Origin of the sequence: Sphingobacterium tabacisoli (assembly GCF_017908035.1) — a bacterium.
Taxonomy (GTDB): Bacteria; Bacteroidota; Bacteroidia; order Sphingobacteriales; family Sphingobacteriaceae; genus Sphingobacterium; species Sphingobacterium tabacisoli.
Map to the genome: position 1 here is coordinate 880486 of NZ_JAEQMU010000001.1, position 15001 is coordinate 895486.

A 15001-nucleotide genomic window follows, 5' to 3' on the forward strand; every position below is an offset into this window, starting at 1 on the left:
ATGAAGAAGATTTTATTTATAGCTTTTATAGCATTGGGGCTAGGTAGTTGTACCAAGTATCTCGATGTAAAAACCTATGGCAAGGCCGTCCCTAAGACTTCAGAAGAGTTCTCCGCCTTATTGCATACACACCTTAATAACATCGATTTCGGGGTATCGAGTCCTTTGTTGGATAATGCGACTGATTTGGTCAATATGGAGGTGATTACAGATAATTTTTCCGTTGCACTGACGACTCCTGCAGGCACTGTATTACCCAAGTATATTGGATCATTAATCAATAACAAACAATCTCGTTATGAGCGATTATATAGTGTAATACGTGATGCCAACATCATCATTAATAATATGCTATCGGTTTCCACACTAGATGAACGTAACGTGATGGGGACAGCTTATGCCATGAGAGCGATAGCCTATTATCAGCTCCTTAGAGAGTATTGTGAACCTTATACTTCAGATAATCAACTTGGGGTTCCTCTGGTAAGTGATTTCGATATGGAAGAGAGACCGATTAGATCTACTTATGGACAAACTATTGCTTTGATTTCATCAGATTTTGATAAAGCACTTTCTTTTAAAGTGTCAGATGAGATTTTCCGGTATACCGAAGACGTGACGAAGGCCTATCAAGCGAGGTTCTATTTCTGGATTAAAGATTGGGAGAACGCTGCTCGTATCTCTAGTGACATCGTTAAAAAATATCCTTTGTTGAATGGACAGGCTTATAGTGATATGATTCAGAGCAAGAATGCAAAAGTCGGTAATGTATTGTTAAAATCCTATCTATTTTCTGGCAATACAGATGTCGAATTTAGTTCTAATCAGGGTATAATACAAGCGAGACCACTTAGCAAAGATTTCGTTGACCTATTTGTGGAAAAAGACAGAGATATACGGTATAGATTATCGTTCAATCCGCTCAGACTAAATCAGAAAATGCTAAATGGCAAAGTACGTTCAGCCGAATTTCAGTTAATCATAGCAGAGTCCTATGCGCATTTAGGTAAAAGTGACTTAGCCTTAGCTGAGATTAACCTATTTAGAAGTAAAAGAATTTCAAAATATGTCAATCTTACCACAAATGACCTACCTGCAGTAAGCCCTCTTTCACTCATTTTAACGGATGCAGAAGGAAAAGAACTTACACCTCTATTACAGTTGATTCTGAACGAACGTCGTAAAGAACTTTATGCCGAAGGTGATCGCTTTTTTGAATTGAAGAGAAACGGCCGTCCTGTATTTTGGGCAGCTGACAATGGTCTAAAATATACTACAGAGAAGTATATGTACACTTTTCCATTACCAAGAATAGATATTGAAGTAGTGCAAGGTCTAATCCAAAATGATGGTTATAAATTATAAGAAGATGAAATCAATACGAATAATAATAGGAATTGTAACTGTTGTGGTAATGTTGGGAGCTTGTAAGAAATTGGATGAAGTACCACCTAAGAACAATAGTATAGTCAGAGAGTATATTTTACCAAAACCTGTTTTTCTTAACGATGTCGAACGTGAGATTGTAAAAGAAGAACGCACGGAATATGAGAAATTATAATAGATACAGATGATGAGGTATAATATCAAAACGATTTTAGTGATTCTGTTTTCCTTCGTCGCAGTAGCCTGTACAAAGAAAACAGATTATAAACTAATGACTATAATAGGTTTTACAAATGAAACCTACGGTATTAACGAAAAGAAAGAAGCTGAACTCACCGTCTTGGCCAATAGCCTAGTGACTGGAGAGATCTTGTTTACGACTTCAGGAGAACTTAAGGAAGGTATTGATTTTGAATTGATTGACAAAAGCTTTAAGTTCAATAATAGTATGGAAGCAAAGGTTAGCGTTAAATTTCTAAAAGATATATCAGAGAAATCCATTTTGGAATTTAAATTATTGCCCGTAGAATTTGCCACTTTGGCGTTATCAAAAGCACAGATCGGTGGAGAAGATGAAGAGCCAGTAATCTATTCTTTCGAAGCATCTAAGTACTACATGACTGAGACTGCAGATGTATTTGTGAAGCTGAGTAGGATCTCTGAGGCATTCAAATCAGAAATTCCGGTGATGCTTGAAGTTGAAGTAGATACTAAGGAGTCTACAGCGATCGAAGGAAAGCACTTTAGTTTTCCAAATGGAAAGCGGGTTACCATTCCTGTTAGCAAAGACAAGGCAGCAATCAAACTGAAGCTTTTAAAAGAAGAGAAGGGAAAAGATAAGATTGTATTACGCCTGAAAGCTCCAGCGAAGAACTATAGACCAGGTAAATTTGAAGAGAGTTCAGTCCTGGTGTATGTAACATCTTTTGAAAACCTAACAGGAGATTGGAAGCATGTGACGTTGTCAACTTACGATTATCTAGCGATGAATACAGAATGGGCGGGAGATGATCCGAAGAAGCTACCACGTAACAATACTGCTAATGATATTTTAAGATTTGATAACGATAACTTGACTGTATCTCTGACGGGTGATTTGAAGAATTATTTTCGCAATACCAAACTGGTTAAAAAGGGAGAGACTATTGAAGTACTAATGGAAGAACCTGGTTATCCTAAGGTCAATGTTATACTTGTAAATGGTAGGGCAAATGTTCCTTTTTCTGCAAAAAAGATAGAAGAGAGACAAGCAGAGATGGGCTTACGTCTACGAATAATCAATGGCAAGGAATACCTTGACGTTACTGTCCGGGATTACGAACCTATAGACTTTTTACAAAACACGTATGACATGGTAAAAGATTGGGGGATGACTCCTGCGATGCAAGACTATCCACTGCGTTATCGCTTCGAACGTGTAGAATAAAACACCTTCGACGAAATACATTACAAAAAAAGCGGAGCCTCTATTGAGGTTCCGCTTTTTTAATACCCATTATAAAATCGGGTTTATACTACATTGTTCCATGGACAGAGCTGTGTCCGACCACTAGCGGGATACCCAGGGTATGCATTCGGGGTGCATATTCAATATGAATAAAGTGTAGATATAGCAAGGATATAATACCTATTATACAGATGTTAAGTATCGTATTAAACCTACATAAGACCTACATAATCCCTACATTAAACCTACATAACAGATGGATTATAGCATGCTAAGAAATAGTAGGAAGCAAGCCCTCAACTCAACTCTTTCAGGTTATCTACACACTCTTGCTTAAAGGTTGTATAATCACAACCGTACCTGAAATTAACACAACCAAACATTTTGGAAACTCCAGTTCTACCCAATATATCTTTTATGAAACGTAGCTCGCCATCACAGTGCGGACAGTGGGCCTGAGAAAGGGAAGTTCCAACATAATCGGTGTACAACTCCCTAAGAAATTTAGACTGTCTATTCTTATCTACCAAAAAATAAATTCGTTCTTTAGTCCGTGTCATTGCTACATAGAACGCACGACGTTCTTCATCATTAGCATAGTCGTCTTCTCCCGTAAGCAATAACTTCAGAATGCTATCGTCACTCAGTTCAGCAGGGAAACCATATTTCCCAGTCTCACAGTTTACCAAAATCACCACATCAAACTCTAAGCCTTTAGAACTATGCACCGTATAGAAGTCAATACGTTTGTTCAATTGCAGCTGATTGTTACGAACAGTATTGCCGTGACCATCTACCTGAATATCACGCAAAATCGTATGGACTAATAAATAAGACTTCTTTGTTTCAACCGTGATGCTAGCTGTCGGTTCAAACTGTCTTATATCGTGTTGATAACGACCTAGTATACCTATTTTCTTATTCAGTATGCCTTCTCCGTATTCCTGAAATAGCTTTTGCAATATCTGAAGGAGTGTCTTATTAACAGCGACACCGTTTTTCTTGCTATAATCAAAAAACACCTTTGTCTTCTGTTTCTTTCCACTTCGTAATGTTTTCTGTATTTGGTTCGGGTTCTTAAGAATAAAACCCGACGAGATACCGAGCAAAGGATTAGAAAAACGATACGTCATCTCAATCTTCTTAATAAGTGTATATCCAAAATAATCCTCAAACTTCTTAAACAGAGTAAGGTCACTTCCTGAGAAACGATAGATAGACTGCCAGTCATCTCCGACTGCAAACAGTCCACAATAAGACTGTCGCTTCAGAGCCTGAAGTAAACTATAGCGGTTTGTCGAAATATCCTGAAATTCATCTACAATAATATATTTATAAGAATGCTGATAAGAACCTTTCGCTATCGCTATCGTAGACTGATTAATCAAGTCATTAAAGTCTAACTTATTAGAATCTCTCAATCCTTTTTCATAACCACGGTGAATTTGTTTAACAATATTCAGTAGATCTATATTCCGATCTACTAATTCAATATCCGCCTTAAAAGAATCTTTATTTCTCTTTACAATTTCCTTGAAGCTTGTCCCGTTAGATTTGAAAAGGTTGATAAACGTGTTCACCAACTTAAGCACAGCATCTATTTCCCGTCCATAAGCTTCCTCCAATAACCTATAAACCTCGTTATTGGATTTTCGGACTAGGCGAATTCCATACTCTTGAAATTGGGCAATCAGATTTTCTTCTAGTGTTTTCTCTCTAAATTCAAAACTATAAGATTGCATCGATTTCGTCCGGTTAGCAATGTGTAGATTCTGTTTCCAGTTTTCCAGCTGTTTATAATCGCATCCTATATTTTGACTTTCAAAGAACCTCGGGTTTCCATCAGCGCTGGGTAATGAATGATGGTCAAGGAAAATGATGTGCTCTTTCGGATTAGGACAGGACCTAATACTATCTTCATTATATCCATTGATGTATATACTAAAGGTCGGCTTGTAGTTATTTTTATACTTAGCGCAGGTTCCACTCTGTTTTACATTCTCGAGATACGGGTAGCTTGCTTGATAAGAGTAGGAGAGACCGTGAAGGAATAAGAAGTTTGCGATATAGCCATGTTCTCCATTCTTGATCACACTCATCGTTCCTTTGGACTGTTTATTAGCAAAGTGCCTACGCTTATTCAGCATATCCTTAATCGATTCAAAATCACTATCCTTCAAAAATTGGATATAATCTGCATAGGATTCAAAATCGTTTTCATTTTTTATGGGGCGCAAGCCATTGAGCACAAAATCGTTGAATGAAGCTAAATAATTCTGATTACGAATAAGCTGTTGATGAACTTCCACGATAAGTGCATCGGCGTCATTCGGGGCGATTACTTGAGGCTCTTTTCCACTACTTTTCAGAATATGGTACCCTAACGCATGAAATGTTCTACAATCGATTCCTAGATAGCCTCCTTTCTCCTTCAAATCATCTACATTCTTTTTCGCAAAAGACAGCACGAGAATTTCTTTTGGCTTAGCCAGCTTTTTGTGTAGAAGATATTTAACCCTGCCCAACACCGTCGTTGTCTTGCCACAACCTGCACCAGCAATAACAAGTATATTATCATCGTTAGATACAATTGCGTCCACCTGTTGCGCATCCAATGGGTGGTCAAACAGAGTATCAAAATAAGGAGCTAATCTGGTCTTCTCGCTCTTGATATAAGCACTATTATGCGATTCCCTTAAACTATTCGCATTGCCCTTATAATACACAATCGCACTATACGCCTGGTGTAAACTGGAATCTATCCCATGCCCCTTGGGAATAGCATATGCGGGAAGCTCTCGTGCTATCAATGCCAGCTTATTATCTAATGTCGTCCATGAACAATACTGCATTTCAAACGGAAGTATAGTATTGAATATATAATTGATTTGCTTTTTATAACTGGACAGATACGCAGCATATTCCATTATACCAGCCTCATTCTGTTCATATTTCTGTTTGTTTTTCAAATAATTATACCTTATGGCCAAAGCGCCAAGGCTAATAATAATAGCTATCAGAATACTAGAGAATGTGACCATGAAGACTTAAGTGTGGAGCGAATATACAATATTCACTTAATTTAAAGTTCCTTTGTATTTAGGTGTGGAAAACTATAGTCGCTACAAAGTCTCTTTACCCCTTGCATATTGAGATGCCCAAGGAATGTCGATCTTTAGCTCATGGGCGAACTGAAGAACAAGGTGAGGATTTTGTAGAAAACCTCTACCTATAAGTATAATATCCGCCTGATTCTGTTCAATAATTTGCTCCGCTTGCTTTGCATTCTTTATTAGACCTACCGTCCCTATAAGTATTCCAGTATCTTCTTTAATCCGTTGCGCAAAGGGGACCTGATAGTTCTCCTTGACCACAATTTCCTGATGCCTAACCGCTCCACCCGAAGAAACATCAACAACTTCAACGCCCATTGTTTTAATTATTTTTACAAGCTCAACAGACTCTTCAAGGTTCCATCCGCCATCTGCCCAGTCCGTAGCAGAAATCCGCACCCATAGTGAACGATTCTCTATGACAGGCTGCACGGCACAGATAATATCTAGGAGAAAACGTATCCTGTTTTCAAATGAACCTCCATACTCATCCGTACGCTGGTTCGTCAGTGGAGAGAGAAATTGATGGATAAGATAACCGTGAGCGGCGTGCAATTCTATTACATCATAACCAATCTGTACTGCACGTACTGCTGCTGACCGGAATGCATCTATTATTTTTTTTATTTCTACAATATCCAGCACAATAGGTGGATTTTCTTGCGGATAATAAGGGATAGGAGAAGGCGCTACAGTCTGCCATCCATTTGGGTCATCCGGAGCTATCTGAGCACGGCTAATCCATGGTTTTTCGGTTGAAGCCTTACGTCCCGCATGTGCCAATTGTATACCGATGAGGCCCCCCTGACCGTGCACAAACTCGACTATATCCTTTAACGGAGACATATGTTCATCTTTCCATAGGCCTAAGTCACCGTAAGAAATACGTCCTTCAGCGGCTACTGATGTCGCTTCTTGGATTATCAATCCTGCTTTAGCGATTGCAAACTGTCCCAAATGCACCAAATGCCAATGGGTAGCAAAACCGTCCAATGCCGAATACTGACACATAGGAGAGACCACCAATCTGTTGGGGAGGGTTTGATGTTTTAATGCCAAGGGAGAGAATAGTAAACTCATGCTTATAAAAATAAGCTATTTTACTTAGACTAGGAAAGTCTCACCGCACAAAATAACCACTGGCCTTGGACAGTACATGTTATTAGGTATGAATTAATAATTTGCTTTTGCAATTTAAATTTGTTTGATTTGTTTTCGAATTACGAGACCGTAAATGAAAAGAGAAGAGTGTGGAATTAACTAAAACCACATTCAACCAACTAATAACATCTGATTATATACTTAAAACACACATTTTCTTACAAACAACGTGTTTTCTGATTTTTCAGTAGCTAATAGGTAGCCTTTGCAAATCGTCTCAATCAAAAGCTTATATAGCTAAAAACCGAACCTAAACCTAAACAAATTCTAACCCCATGATTATTGAAGACCCTATTATTCACGCAGACAACCAATACAGACGACCTAAATTCTACCAACTACTATATGTACAAGTACTATTCGCTATTCTTATAGGTGTATTTCTAGGGCATTACTACCCCAAGGTCGGCGTCCTATTGAAACCCTTAGGAGATGGTTTCATCCAACTAATTAAGATGATTATTGCTCCCGTCATTTTTATTACCGTATCGACAGGTATAGCCTCTATGAGCGATATGAAAAAAATTGGACGGGTAGCCGGAAAATCCTTCGCGTACTTTCTAACCTTTTCCACACTAGCACTAATAATAGGATTAATCGTCAGCAATATCGTCAAGCCAGGACATGGATTACATATCGACCCGTCTACTTTAGATTACGATGCTGTGGCTGATTACGTCAAAGACGCAAAACATTCCAGCTTATTGAATTTTGTACTAGACATTATTCCCAGTACACTTGTAAGCCCCTTGACGGGAACAAACATACTACAGGTACTATTTACTGCCGTTCTATTTGGTGTGGGCCTATCCTTGACCTTAGACAAGAGCAAACCTGTATTGGATTTCTTGCAGGCCCTTGCACATCCCATTTTCAAAGTCGTAAGTATGCTCATGAAACTAGCGCCATTAGGTGCGTTAGGAGCAATGGCATTCACCATCGGGATGTACGGTATCGCCTCTATGAGCAATTTAATAGTATTGGTACTTGCCTTTTATCTCACGTCTGCTCTTTTTGTGTGCCTCATATTGGGTGCTGTAGCACGATATAACGGATTCTCCATTTTCAAACTATTGAAATACCTCAAAGACGAACTCCTACTTGTTCTTGCAACTAGTTCATCCGAATCCGCACTACCATCATTGATGCAAAAAATGGAAAATGCAGGCTGTTCCAAATCTGTTGTTGGTCTCGTAGTACCAACCGGGTATTCCTTCAATCTTGATGGTACCAATATATACATGACATTGGCGGCGCTGTTTATTGCACAGGCATGTGATATCCATTTAGACTTTGGTCAGCAGGCCGTTCTGTTACTCGTTGCAATGCTCAGTTCCAAAGGTGCTGCCGGTGTTTCCGGAGCTGGCTTTATCACCTTAGCAGCTACGTTAGCTGTTGTTCCTGAAGTTCCTATAGCAGGGATGACACTCATCCTCGGAGTAGATAAGTTTATGTCCGAATGTAGAGCTTTGACAAATTTTATCGGAAATGCTGTAGCCACTATCGTGGTAGCGAAGTGGGAAAATCAGCTTGACCCTATGCTACTGGAAGAAACCCTAAATAATAATTAGAGCATCATTCATGATGTTATATATAAGTTATTAATTTTGAGTCTTACCTTTGACAGGATAATATTACTTCATTATTATGGAAGAAAAAACAGATAATAAGAAAGTTGGAATTAAGGAAATTGCTAAGTTAGCTAATGTTTCCATTGCTACAGTAGACAGGGTCCTTAATAATAGGAAAGATGTTTCGGACAAAACAAGAGCTAAAGTTCAGTCTATTATAAAGGAGCACAACTATCAGCCCAATCTTTATGCAAGAGCACTCTCAGTCAAGAACAATCTGAGCTTTGCGGTTTTGATTCCCAAGACATCCTCACAGACTGGCTATTGGGATTTGTGCCTCAAAGGAATAAAACAGGGCATTGAAGAGTTTAGTACGTTTGGAATAAGTATCGATATTTTTCTGTATGATCAGGAGGATGTACGGACATTTATAAAAATGTCTGAGGATGTTCTGTCTCGGAATTTTAACGCTGTCGTCATTGCACCTATCTTTATTTCAGAAACAACCCACTTTGTAGAAGAATGCAAGAAGCGTAGGATAGAAAGTATATTTGTCAATTCTGACATTAAGGGCTGTTCGTCACTTGGCTATATCGGTCCTGACCTCTACAGTACAGGGCGACTTGCTGCCAATCTTACTTCTTATCTAGTACCAGCAAATTCGAAGGTACTTATTCTAAATATTGCACGAGGCCTACAAAACTATGCTTACCTCAATACCAAAATTGAAGGATATACCAACTATCTCAATAAATTAGATAGAGGGTTTGAAATATTAAACATAGATATTCCATCCAATAATTATGATGAGATAGCGATAGATCTGTTAAGACATGTCGATAACATCAATCCAGACTTAATCTTTGTCACCAACTCTCGCGTTTCTGTCGTGGGCCGTTTTTTTGATGAATACAGAAATATAAAAAAGCCTCACATTATCGGTTTTGATTTCCTGACTGAGAATGTCGAATTCTTGGCCAGTGGAATGATCGATTTTTTGATTTGCCAAAGGCCAGACAAGCAGGGATATCTAGCACTCAACCACCTTTATAGACATTTTCTATTAAAAGATGTAAAAGAAAACTTCAAACCCATGCCTATTGATATACTTACAATAGAAAATTATTTATTCTACGAAAATTAAAAATAAATTGGAGCGTATTCTTTCTTTTTATATATTTATACGCTATATCCAATATGTAAATCATTACTTCTTTAAGTATGACACAAAATCTATATTCATGCACTGCTAATTTAGTCAGTAATCATCATTTGGGGCGTTTCTCCATTTTTTTTACCGACATCTCGTTAACGTTACCGATATTGCTGGTCAAAACAGCTTTCCAAGAAAGTTGTATTGTATTTAAAGCAGCTTATAACACGTTTTCGAGTAGATAAAGAAAAAAATACAACCTCTATAAAACCTAGATTAATGCAAACACTAACCAGACAAATAAAACTAATCTTTCTGATTGCCTTTGTGGTTTTCCTGAATTCCTGTGTCCCCGCCAGCAATGAGAAAGTAATAGATTACATCAAGGTTTCTGACCAAACGTATTTGTCCGTAACTGAACTCGTCGATAGTCTCGATGTTCCTTGGGATATGCAATATAACCCTACCACAAATTCGATATTCTTCACCCAGATAAAAGGCAAACTTGCCGAGTTGGACCTAGAGACCAACGAGGTTAAAGACCTATATGATGTACCCAACGTATATTACCACCGTACTTCAGGATTACTTGGTTTGGCGATTCATCCTGATTTCACGACCAAACCTTACCTCTATATATGCCATACTACGAAGGAGCAAGATTCGTTGTTTAGTGAGTTGAGACGTTTGGAGCTAAAAGATGGAAAAGTCGTAACCAACCAACTACTTCTCAAAATCCCTGGAGGGGCAGGGCACAATGGGTCTCGTTTAGCTTTTGACAACAACAGAATATTATATTGGGCTACAGGTGATGTGCATTCCTTGACCCATGCACAGGATTCAACTTCATTAAATGGAAAAATCCTACGAATCAACGACGATGGTACTATCCCAAAAGACAATCCAATCCAAAACTCTTACGTATATGCCTGGGGTTTTCGCAACATGCAAGGTATGACATTTACATCTAATGGAAATCTTTTGACTTCCGAGCATGGTGATGCCATAGAGGACGAGATCAATTGGATACGACCTTTACACAACTATGGGTGGATACAGATCGAGGGGTATCATGACACACCTCAAGAACTTGAAATAGCGCGAAAAAGCCCTCGTACTGAACCTATCAAAGCTTGGACTCCAGTAGTTGCACCCGCCGCATTAAAATACTACAGTTTTACCCAAGTGCCAGAATGGAACAATAGTTTACTACTGGGCACATTGAAAGATCAATCTTTGAGAATACTAAAACTCAACAACAAGCAGAATCAAATACTCGAAGAAGATGTTTTTTTAAAAGATAAGTATGGCAGAATTAGGGCGATAACCGTAGACAAAAAAGGAAATATTTATATCTCTACAAGCAATAGAGACTGGAAACCCCAAGTAAAATTTCCACTAGAGACAGACGACCGAATCCTCAAACTCTCTAGAGTAGACTATAAACCTGCATCATTCATCAGCAAAGAACCGAAACAGGATAACGAGAAGATGGATGCAAAGACCTTGTATCAGTCTTATTGCGCATCTTGCCATAAAGCCGATGCCAAAGGTACAGCAGGTAGCTTTCCATCATTGGTTCAATCGAGCATAGTGGCCAACGACAAAAACTTCATCCATACGATATTGAACGGTTTGAGCACAACCACCGCAGAAGGACAGCTCGCCTACGATTTACCAATGCCTTCCTTCTCATTTTTAACCGACGCACAAATCGCTGATGTGGCCAACTATATCCGAACAAAAACCACAACTAATAATCCACCTATAGACGCAAAATTTGTAGAGACCATACGTAATCAGAAACTATAAACTATATGAAAAAAATACTTAACATATTAGGCCCCGGCATCATCACTGCCGCTCTTGTTTTCGGGCCCAGTAAAATGACAATAACATCAAAAATGGGAGCAGACTATGCCTATTCCCTCGTATGGATTGTTTTTGTAGCCCTGTTTTTTATGGGCATCTATACAGCTATGTGTTCCCGGATTGGAGCTTCACAAGACAAAAGCCTTTTGACATTAATCAAAACCTATTTTAATAAGCCGATTGGTATTGCAATAGGTATTGGTGTGTTTTTGGTCGCCACCTCTTTCCAAGCCGGAAATAGTATTGGCGTGGGAATCGCTATAGGCGAAGCCACCGGCACAGCTCCCTATATATGGGTTATTACATTTACCATTCTAGGGATATGCCTCTTATTTTTTCCTTCGTTCTACAAAGTGATGGAAAAACTGATGATAGCACTAGTCCTACTTATGCTTGCCTGTTTTGTTGCGACATTATTCCTGGCAGAGATCGACTTCAAAGAGTTTGGTAAAGGTCTTATCCCATCTATCCCAGAGGGATCATTGGGTCTGGTTATCGCTTTTACAGCATCTTGTTTCTCTCTTGTGGGTGCATTCTACCAAAGTTATTTAATACAGGAGCGCAAGAAAATGAATACTGAAGGTGTCAGTATAAAAAAAGCGGAACAGGGGGGCTTCGTTGGAGTAGGGATCCTAGGGTTTATGAGCCTTGCAGTCATGGTCTGCGCGGCCGCAGTATTATTTCCAAAGGGAATACATGTAGGTAGTGCCGCCGAAATGGGCAAAGCTTTAGAACCTTTATTTGGCAAGCATGCGAGTTCTTTGTTCTTCGTTGGACTATTCGGAGCGGCTTTCTCCTCTTTAGTTGGTAATGCAACCGTCGGAGGAGCTCTCTTGGGAGATGCACTTGGTTTTGGTAGTAGCTTGAGTAGTACAAAAGTAAAATTCCTGATTTCTATCGTAATGATACTCGGTTGTATTGTTGCCGTTAGTTTCGGAAAATTACCTTTAGAGCTCATCGTTGTTGCTCAGAGTATCACGATCTTCCTAGTCCCATTCATAGGTATTTCAATCTATGCTATTGCCAATAGTAAGAAAGTAATGGGGGATAAAGCGAACAACCTATTTTATAAAATAGCAGGAGCGCTTGGTCTACTGGTAATATTGATTTTAATGGTTAGTAATGTTTACGATATGTTTTTAAAGTAATATGGAAAATAAAATTTTAAGAGAATTAGAAGAAAAATACACCAAGCCATCTGCTGATTTCTTGGCGGACTTGAAGAATATCGACGGCGACTTTGTTTTTCTAGGAATCGGAGGGAAGATGGGACCAAGTATGGCCAAGCTACTTATCGATGGTCTAAAAGCATTAGGTTTGGAACGCAAAGTATACGGAGTATCCCGCTTTTCGGACAAAGAGGGGAAAAACTATTTAGAAAGCTTGGGGATAGAGACTATTGTGTGCGACCTACTTGATGATGATGCGCTACAGCAACTACCCGAGGTAAAAAATGTCATATACCTAGCCGGTTTCAAATTCGGTGCTGTTGGCAAAGAAGATTTTACCTGGGCGATGAATACCTACCTTCCGGGCAGGGTAGCGGAAAAGTTTAAAAACGCTAGAATAGTCGCCCTTTCTTCCGGCAACGTATTACCATTCGTGTCCATTACTTCAGCAGGCGTAGACGAAGAAGTTGCTCCAGAACCTATCGGCGAGTATGCGCAAAGCACCTTAGGCAGAGAGCGCATTTTCACCTATTTTAGTAAAAAGAACAATACACCAACACTTCTTTATCGCCTCAATTATGCGGTCGATTTTAGATACGGAGTAGTTAGAGAAATAGCAAAACAAGTCTATAACGAGCAAGCCATCGACCTTACGAGCAATAATGTCAATGTCATCTGGCAACACGATGCCAACGAAATCGCTATACGCAGTCTTTTGCATACAACGGCACCAGCAAAGGTACTTAATGTAACCGGGCCAGAGATATTATCTATCAAGTGGGTCGCCGAAAAAATAGGACAGGGCTTAGGTAAGAAGGCGACATTCATCAATGAACCAGAAAATACCGCATTATTGAATAATGCAGCAGAATGCCATCGTTTATTCGGCTTTCCTAAGGTCGGTATATTAGAAATTATAGATATCACCGTACAGTGGATACGCAATAATGGTGATGAGTTTGGCAAGGATACACATTTTCAAGAGAGGAAGGGCAAATTTTAATGAGAAGACTCGATAAAGACAAAAAAGAATTACTATTTGCGGGTACAGTTTTACCTGCAAACCCGTTATGCTTAAATGAGCAACGACAATTAGATGAAGAAGGCCAGCGATTACTGACAAAATACTACATCGCCAGTGGAGCAGATGGTGTCGCTATTGGTGTACACTCCACTCAGTTTGAGATACGTCTACCAGAGCACAATCTACTTGAAGATGTCTTTAGGATCACCAGTGAGGTGGTAGACTCCTGCAAAATCGACAGGCCTTTTATTAAGATAGCTGGGATAGTTGGTCCTACAGAACAAGCCGTATCTGAAGCCAAATTAGCAGTTAAATATGGGTACGATATGGGGCTATTAAGCATGGGCGGACTGCAGGATTTGACGGAGGAAGAAATATTAAAACGCACTGAAGCCGTAGCACAGATCATACCTGTGTTTGGTTTTTACCTGCAGCCCTCTGTTGGCGGTCGAATTTTCTCCTACGACTTTTGGACTAAATTTGTAGCTATCGATAATGTTATAGCTATCAAGTGTGCTTCATTCAACCGTTATCAGACCCTAGATGTCGTTCGAGCAATAGCGAACTCCCCTCGAAGAGATGACATCGCATTATACACTGGTAATGATGACAATATCGTTGCAGATTTACTTTCCCTTTACAAATTCAATGTAGATGGCGAAGAACGCACCGTACAATTCAGAGGAGGCCTCTTAGGACATTGGGCAGTCTGGACCAGCAAGGCTGTAGAATTGCTTAAACTGGTCAAAGATTTCAAAGCCAATCCAACCCATGAAAAATGGATGAATTTACAGATTCTAAACAATCAAACAACCGATGCCAATGCCGCTTTATTTGACGTAGCAAATGATTTTCACGGTTGCATCCCAGGTATACATGAGGTCCTGCGCAGACAGGGACTTATGAAAGGCATCTGGTGTTTGAATCCTGATGAAGTACTTTCAGAAGGTCAATATGATGAATTGACACGGATTCAGCACGATTATCCCAACTTAAACGATGATACATTCGTCAACGAGTTTTTAAAGCAGCAATCATCGAAAGCATAAAATGGTAAGCAGTTTGCTATCGATGTAATGTTAGCATGTCGGTACCGTCCTCCAGC

Annotated in this window: 11 protein-coding genes; 9 read left to right on the plus strand and 2 right to left on the minus strand. The window is 39.3% G+C overall.

Annotated elements, in window-relative coordinates:
* From JKG64_RS03555 to JKG64_RS03565, 3 genes are read left to right on the plus strand one after another with little or no spacing between them, the layout of a single operon-like run.
* Positions 1–1365, plus strand: a complete 1365-nt coding sequence (locus JKG64_RS03555) for a RagB/SusD family nutrient uptake outer membrane protein (RefSeq protein WP_210352967.1) — start codon at positions 1–3, stop codon at positions 1363–1365.
* 4 nt (positions 1366–1369) lie between these two features.
* Positions 1370–1561 carry a hypothetical protein gene (locus JKG64_RS03560; protein ID WP_210352968.1) on the plus strand — a complete coding sequence of 64 codons (192 nt, stop codon included), beginning with the start codon at positions 1370–1372 and terminating at the stop codon, positions 1559–1561.
* A gap of 9 nt (positions 1562–1570) precedes the next feature.
* Positions 1571–2812, plus strand: a complete 1242-nt coding sequence (locus JKG64_RS03565; protein WP_210352969.1) for a hypothetical protein — start codon at positions 1571–1573, stop codon at positions 2810–2812.
* A 317-nt stretch (positions 2813–3129) separates the two neighbouring features.
* On the opposite strand, the gene JKG64_RS03570 is transcribed toward JKG64_RS03565, so the two are convergent.
* The gene (locus JKG64_RS03570; RefSeq protein ID WP_210352970.1) at positions 3130–5802 is read right to left on the minus strand and encodes a UvrD-helicase domain-containing protein; all 2673 of its coding nucleotides are present in this window, start codon (positions 5800–5802) and stop codon (positions 3130–3132) included.
* A 153-nt stretch (positions 5803–5955) separates the two neighbouring features.
* Entirely contained in the window at positions 5956–7026 is a 1071-nt protein-coding gene (locus tag JKG64_RS03575; RefSeq protein WP_210352971.1) for an NADH:flavin oxidoreductase/NADH oxidase, read from the minus strand.
* A 356-nt stretch (positions 7027–7382) separates the two neighbouring features.
* Between JKG64_RS03575 and JKG64_RS03580 the strand changes: the two genes are divergently transcribed.
* The 6 genes from JKG64_RS03580 (at position 7383) to JKG64_RS03605 (ending at position 14945) form a co-directional block, all read left to right on the plus strand.
* Positions 7383–8678: a dicarboxylate/amino acid:cation symporter gene (locus tag JKG64_RS03580; RefSeq protein ID WP_210352972.1), complete on the plus strand. Its 1296-nt coding sequence runs from the start codon at positions 7383–7385 to the stop codon at positions 8676–8678.
* A gap of 76 nt (positions 8679–8754) precedes the next feature.
* Positions 8755–9822: a LacI family DNA-binding transcriptional regulator gene (locus JKG64_RS03585; RefSeq protein WP_210352973.1), complete on the plus strand. Its 1068-nt coding sequence runs from the start codon at positions 8755–8757 to the stop codon at positions 9820–9822.
* A 288-nt stretch (positions 9823–10110) separates the two neighbouring features.
* A complete protein-coding gene (locus tag JKG64_RS03590) occupies positions 10111–11643 on the plus strand; it encodes a PQQ-dependent sugar dehydrogenase (protein WP_210352974.1) in 1533 nt (510 codons plus the stop codon).
* A gap of 5 nt (positions 11644–11648) precedes the next feature.
* A complete protein-coding gene (locus tag JKG64_RS03595) occupies positions 11649–12851 on the plus strand; it encodes an Nramp family divalent metal transporter (protein ID WP_210352975.1) in 1203 nt (400 codons plus the stop codon).
* Position 12852: 1 nt separating this feature from the next.
* Positions 12853–13875 carry an NAD-dependent epimerase/dehydratase family protein gene (locus JKG64_RS03600; RefSeq protein ID WP_210352976.1) on the plus strand — a complete coding sequence of 341 codons (1023 nt, stop codon included), beginning with the start codon at positions 12853–12855 and terminating at the stop codon, positions 13873–13875.
* Positions 13875–14945, plus strand: a complete 1071-nt coding sequence (locus tag JKG64_RS03605; protein WP_210352977.1) for a dihydrodipicolinate synthase family protein — start codon at positions 13875–13877, stop codon at positions 14943–14945. Before JKG64_RS03600 ends, JKG64_RS03605 begins: the two co-directional genes overlap by 1 nt.
* The last annotated feature ends 56 nt before the right edge of the window (positions 14946–15001 follow it).

What these genes read in the sequence shown, in the direction of transcription:
- JKG64_RS03585 (WP_210352973.1), top strand. Translation starts at nt 8,755, where the DNA reads ATGGAAGAAAAAACAGATAATAAGAAAGTTGGAATTAAGGAAATTGCT.
- JKG64_RS03600 (WP_210352976.1), top strand. Translation starts at nt 12,853, where the DNA reads ATGGAAAATAAAATTTTAAGAGAATTAGAAGAAAAATACACCAAGCCA.
- JKG64_RS03605 (WP_210352977.1), top strand. Translation starts at nt 13,875, where the DNA reads ATGAGAAGACTCGATAAAGACAAAAAAGAATTACTATTTGCGGGTACA.
- JKG64_RS03595 (WP_210352975.1), top strand. Translation starts at nt 11,649, where the DNA reads ATGAAAAAAATACTTAACATATTAGGCCCCGGCATCATCACTGCCGCT.
- JKG64_RS03590 (WP_210352974.1), top strand. Translation starts at nt 10,111, where the DNA reads ATGCAAACACTAACCAGACAAATAAAACTAATCTTTCTGATTGCCTTT.
- JKG64_RS03580 (WP_210352972.1), top strand. Translation starts at nt 7,383, where the DNA reads ATGATTATTGAAGACCCTATTATTCACGCAGACAACCAATACAGACGA.
- JKG64_RS03560 (WP_210352968.1), top strand. Translation starts at nt 1,370, where the DNA reads ATGAAATCAATACGAATAATAATAGGAATTGTAACTGTTGTGGTAATG.
- JKG64_RS03575 (WP_210352971.1), bottom strand. Translation starts at nt 7,026, where the DNA reads ATGAGTTTACTATTCTCTCCCTTGGCATTAAAACATCAAACCCTCCCC.
- JKG64_RS03565 (WP_210352969.1), top strand. Translation starts at nt 1,571, where the DNA reads ATGATGAGGTATAATATCAAAACGATTTTAGTGATTCTGTTTTCCTTC.
- JKG64_RS03555 (WP_210352967.1), top strand. Translation starts at nt 1, where the DNA reads ATGAAGAAGATTTTATTTATAGCTTTTATAGCATTGGGGCTAGGTAGT.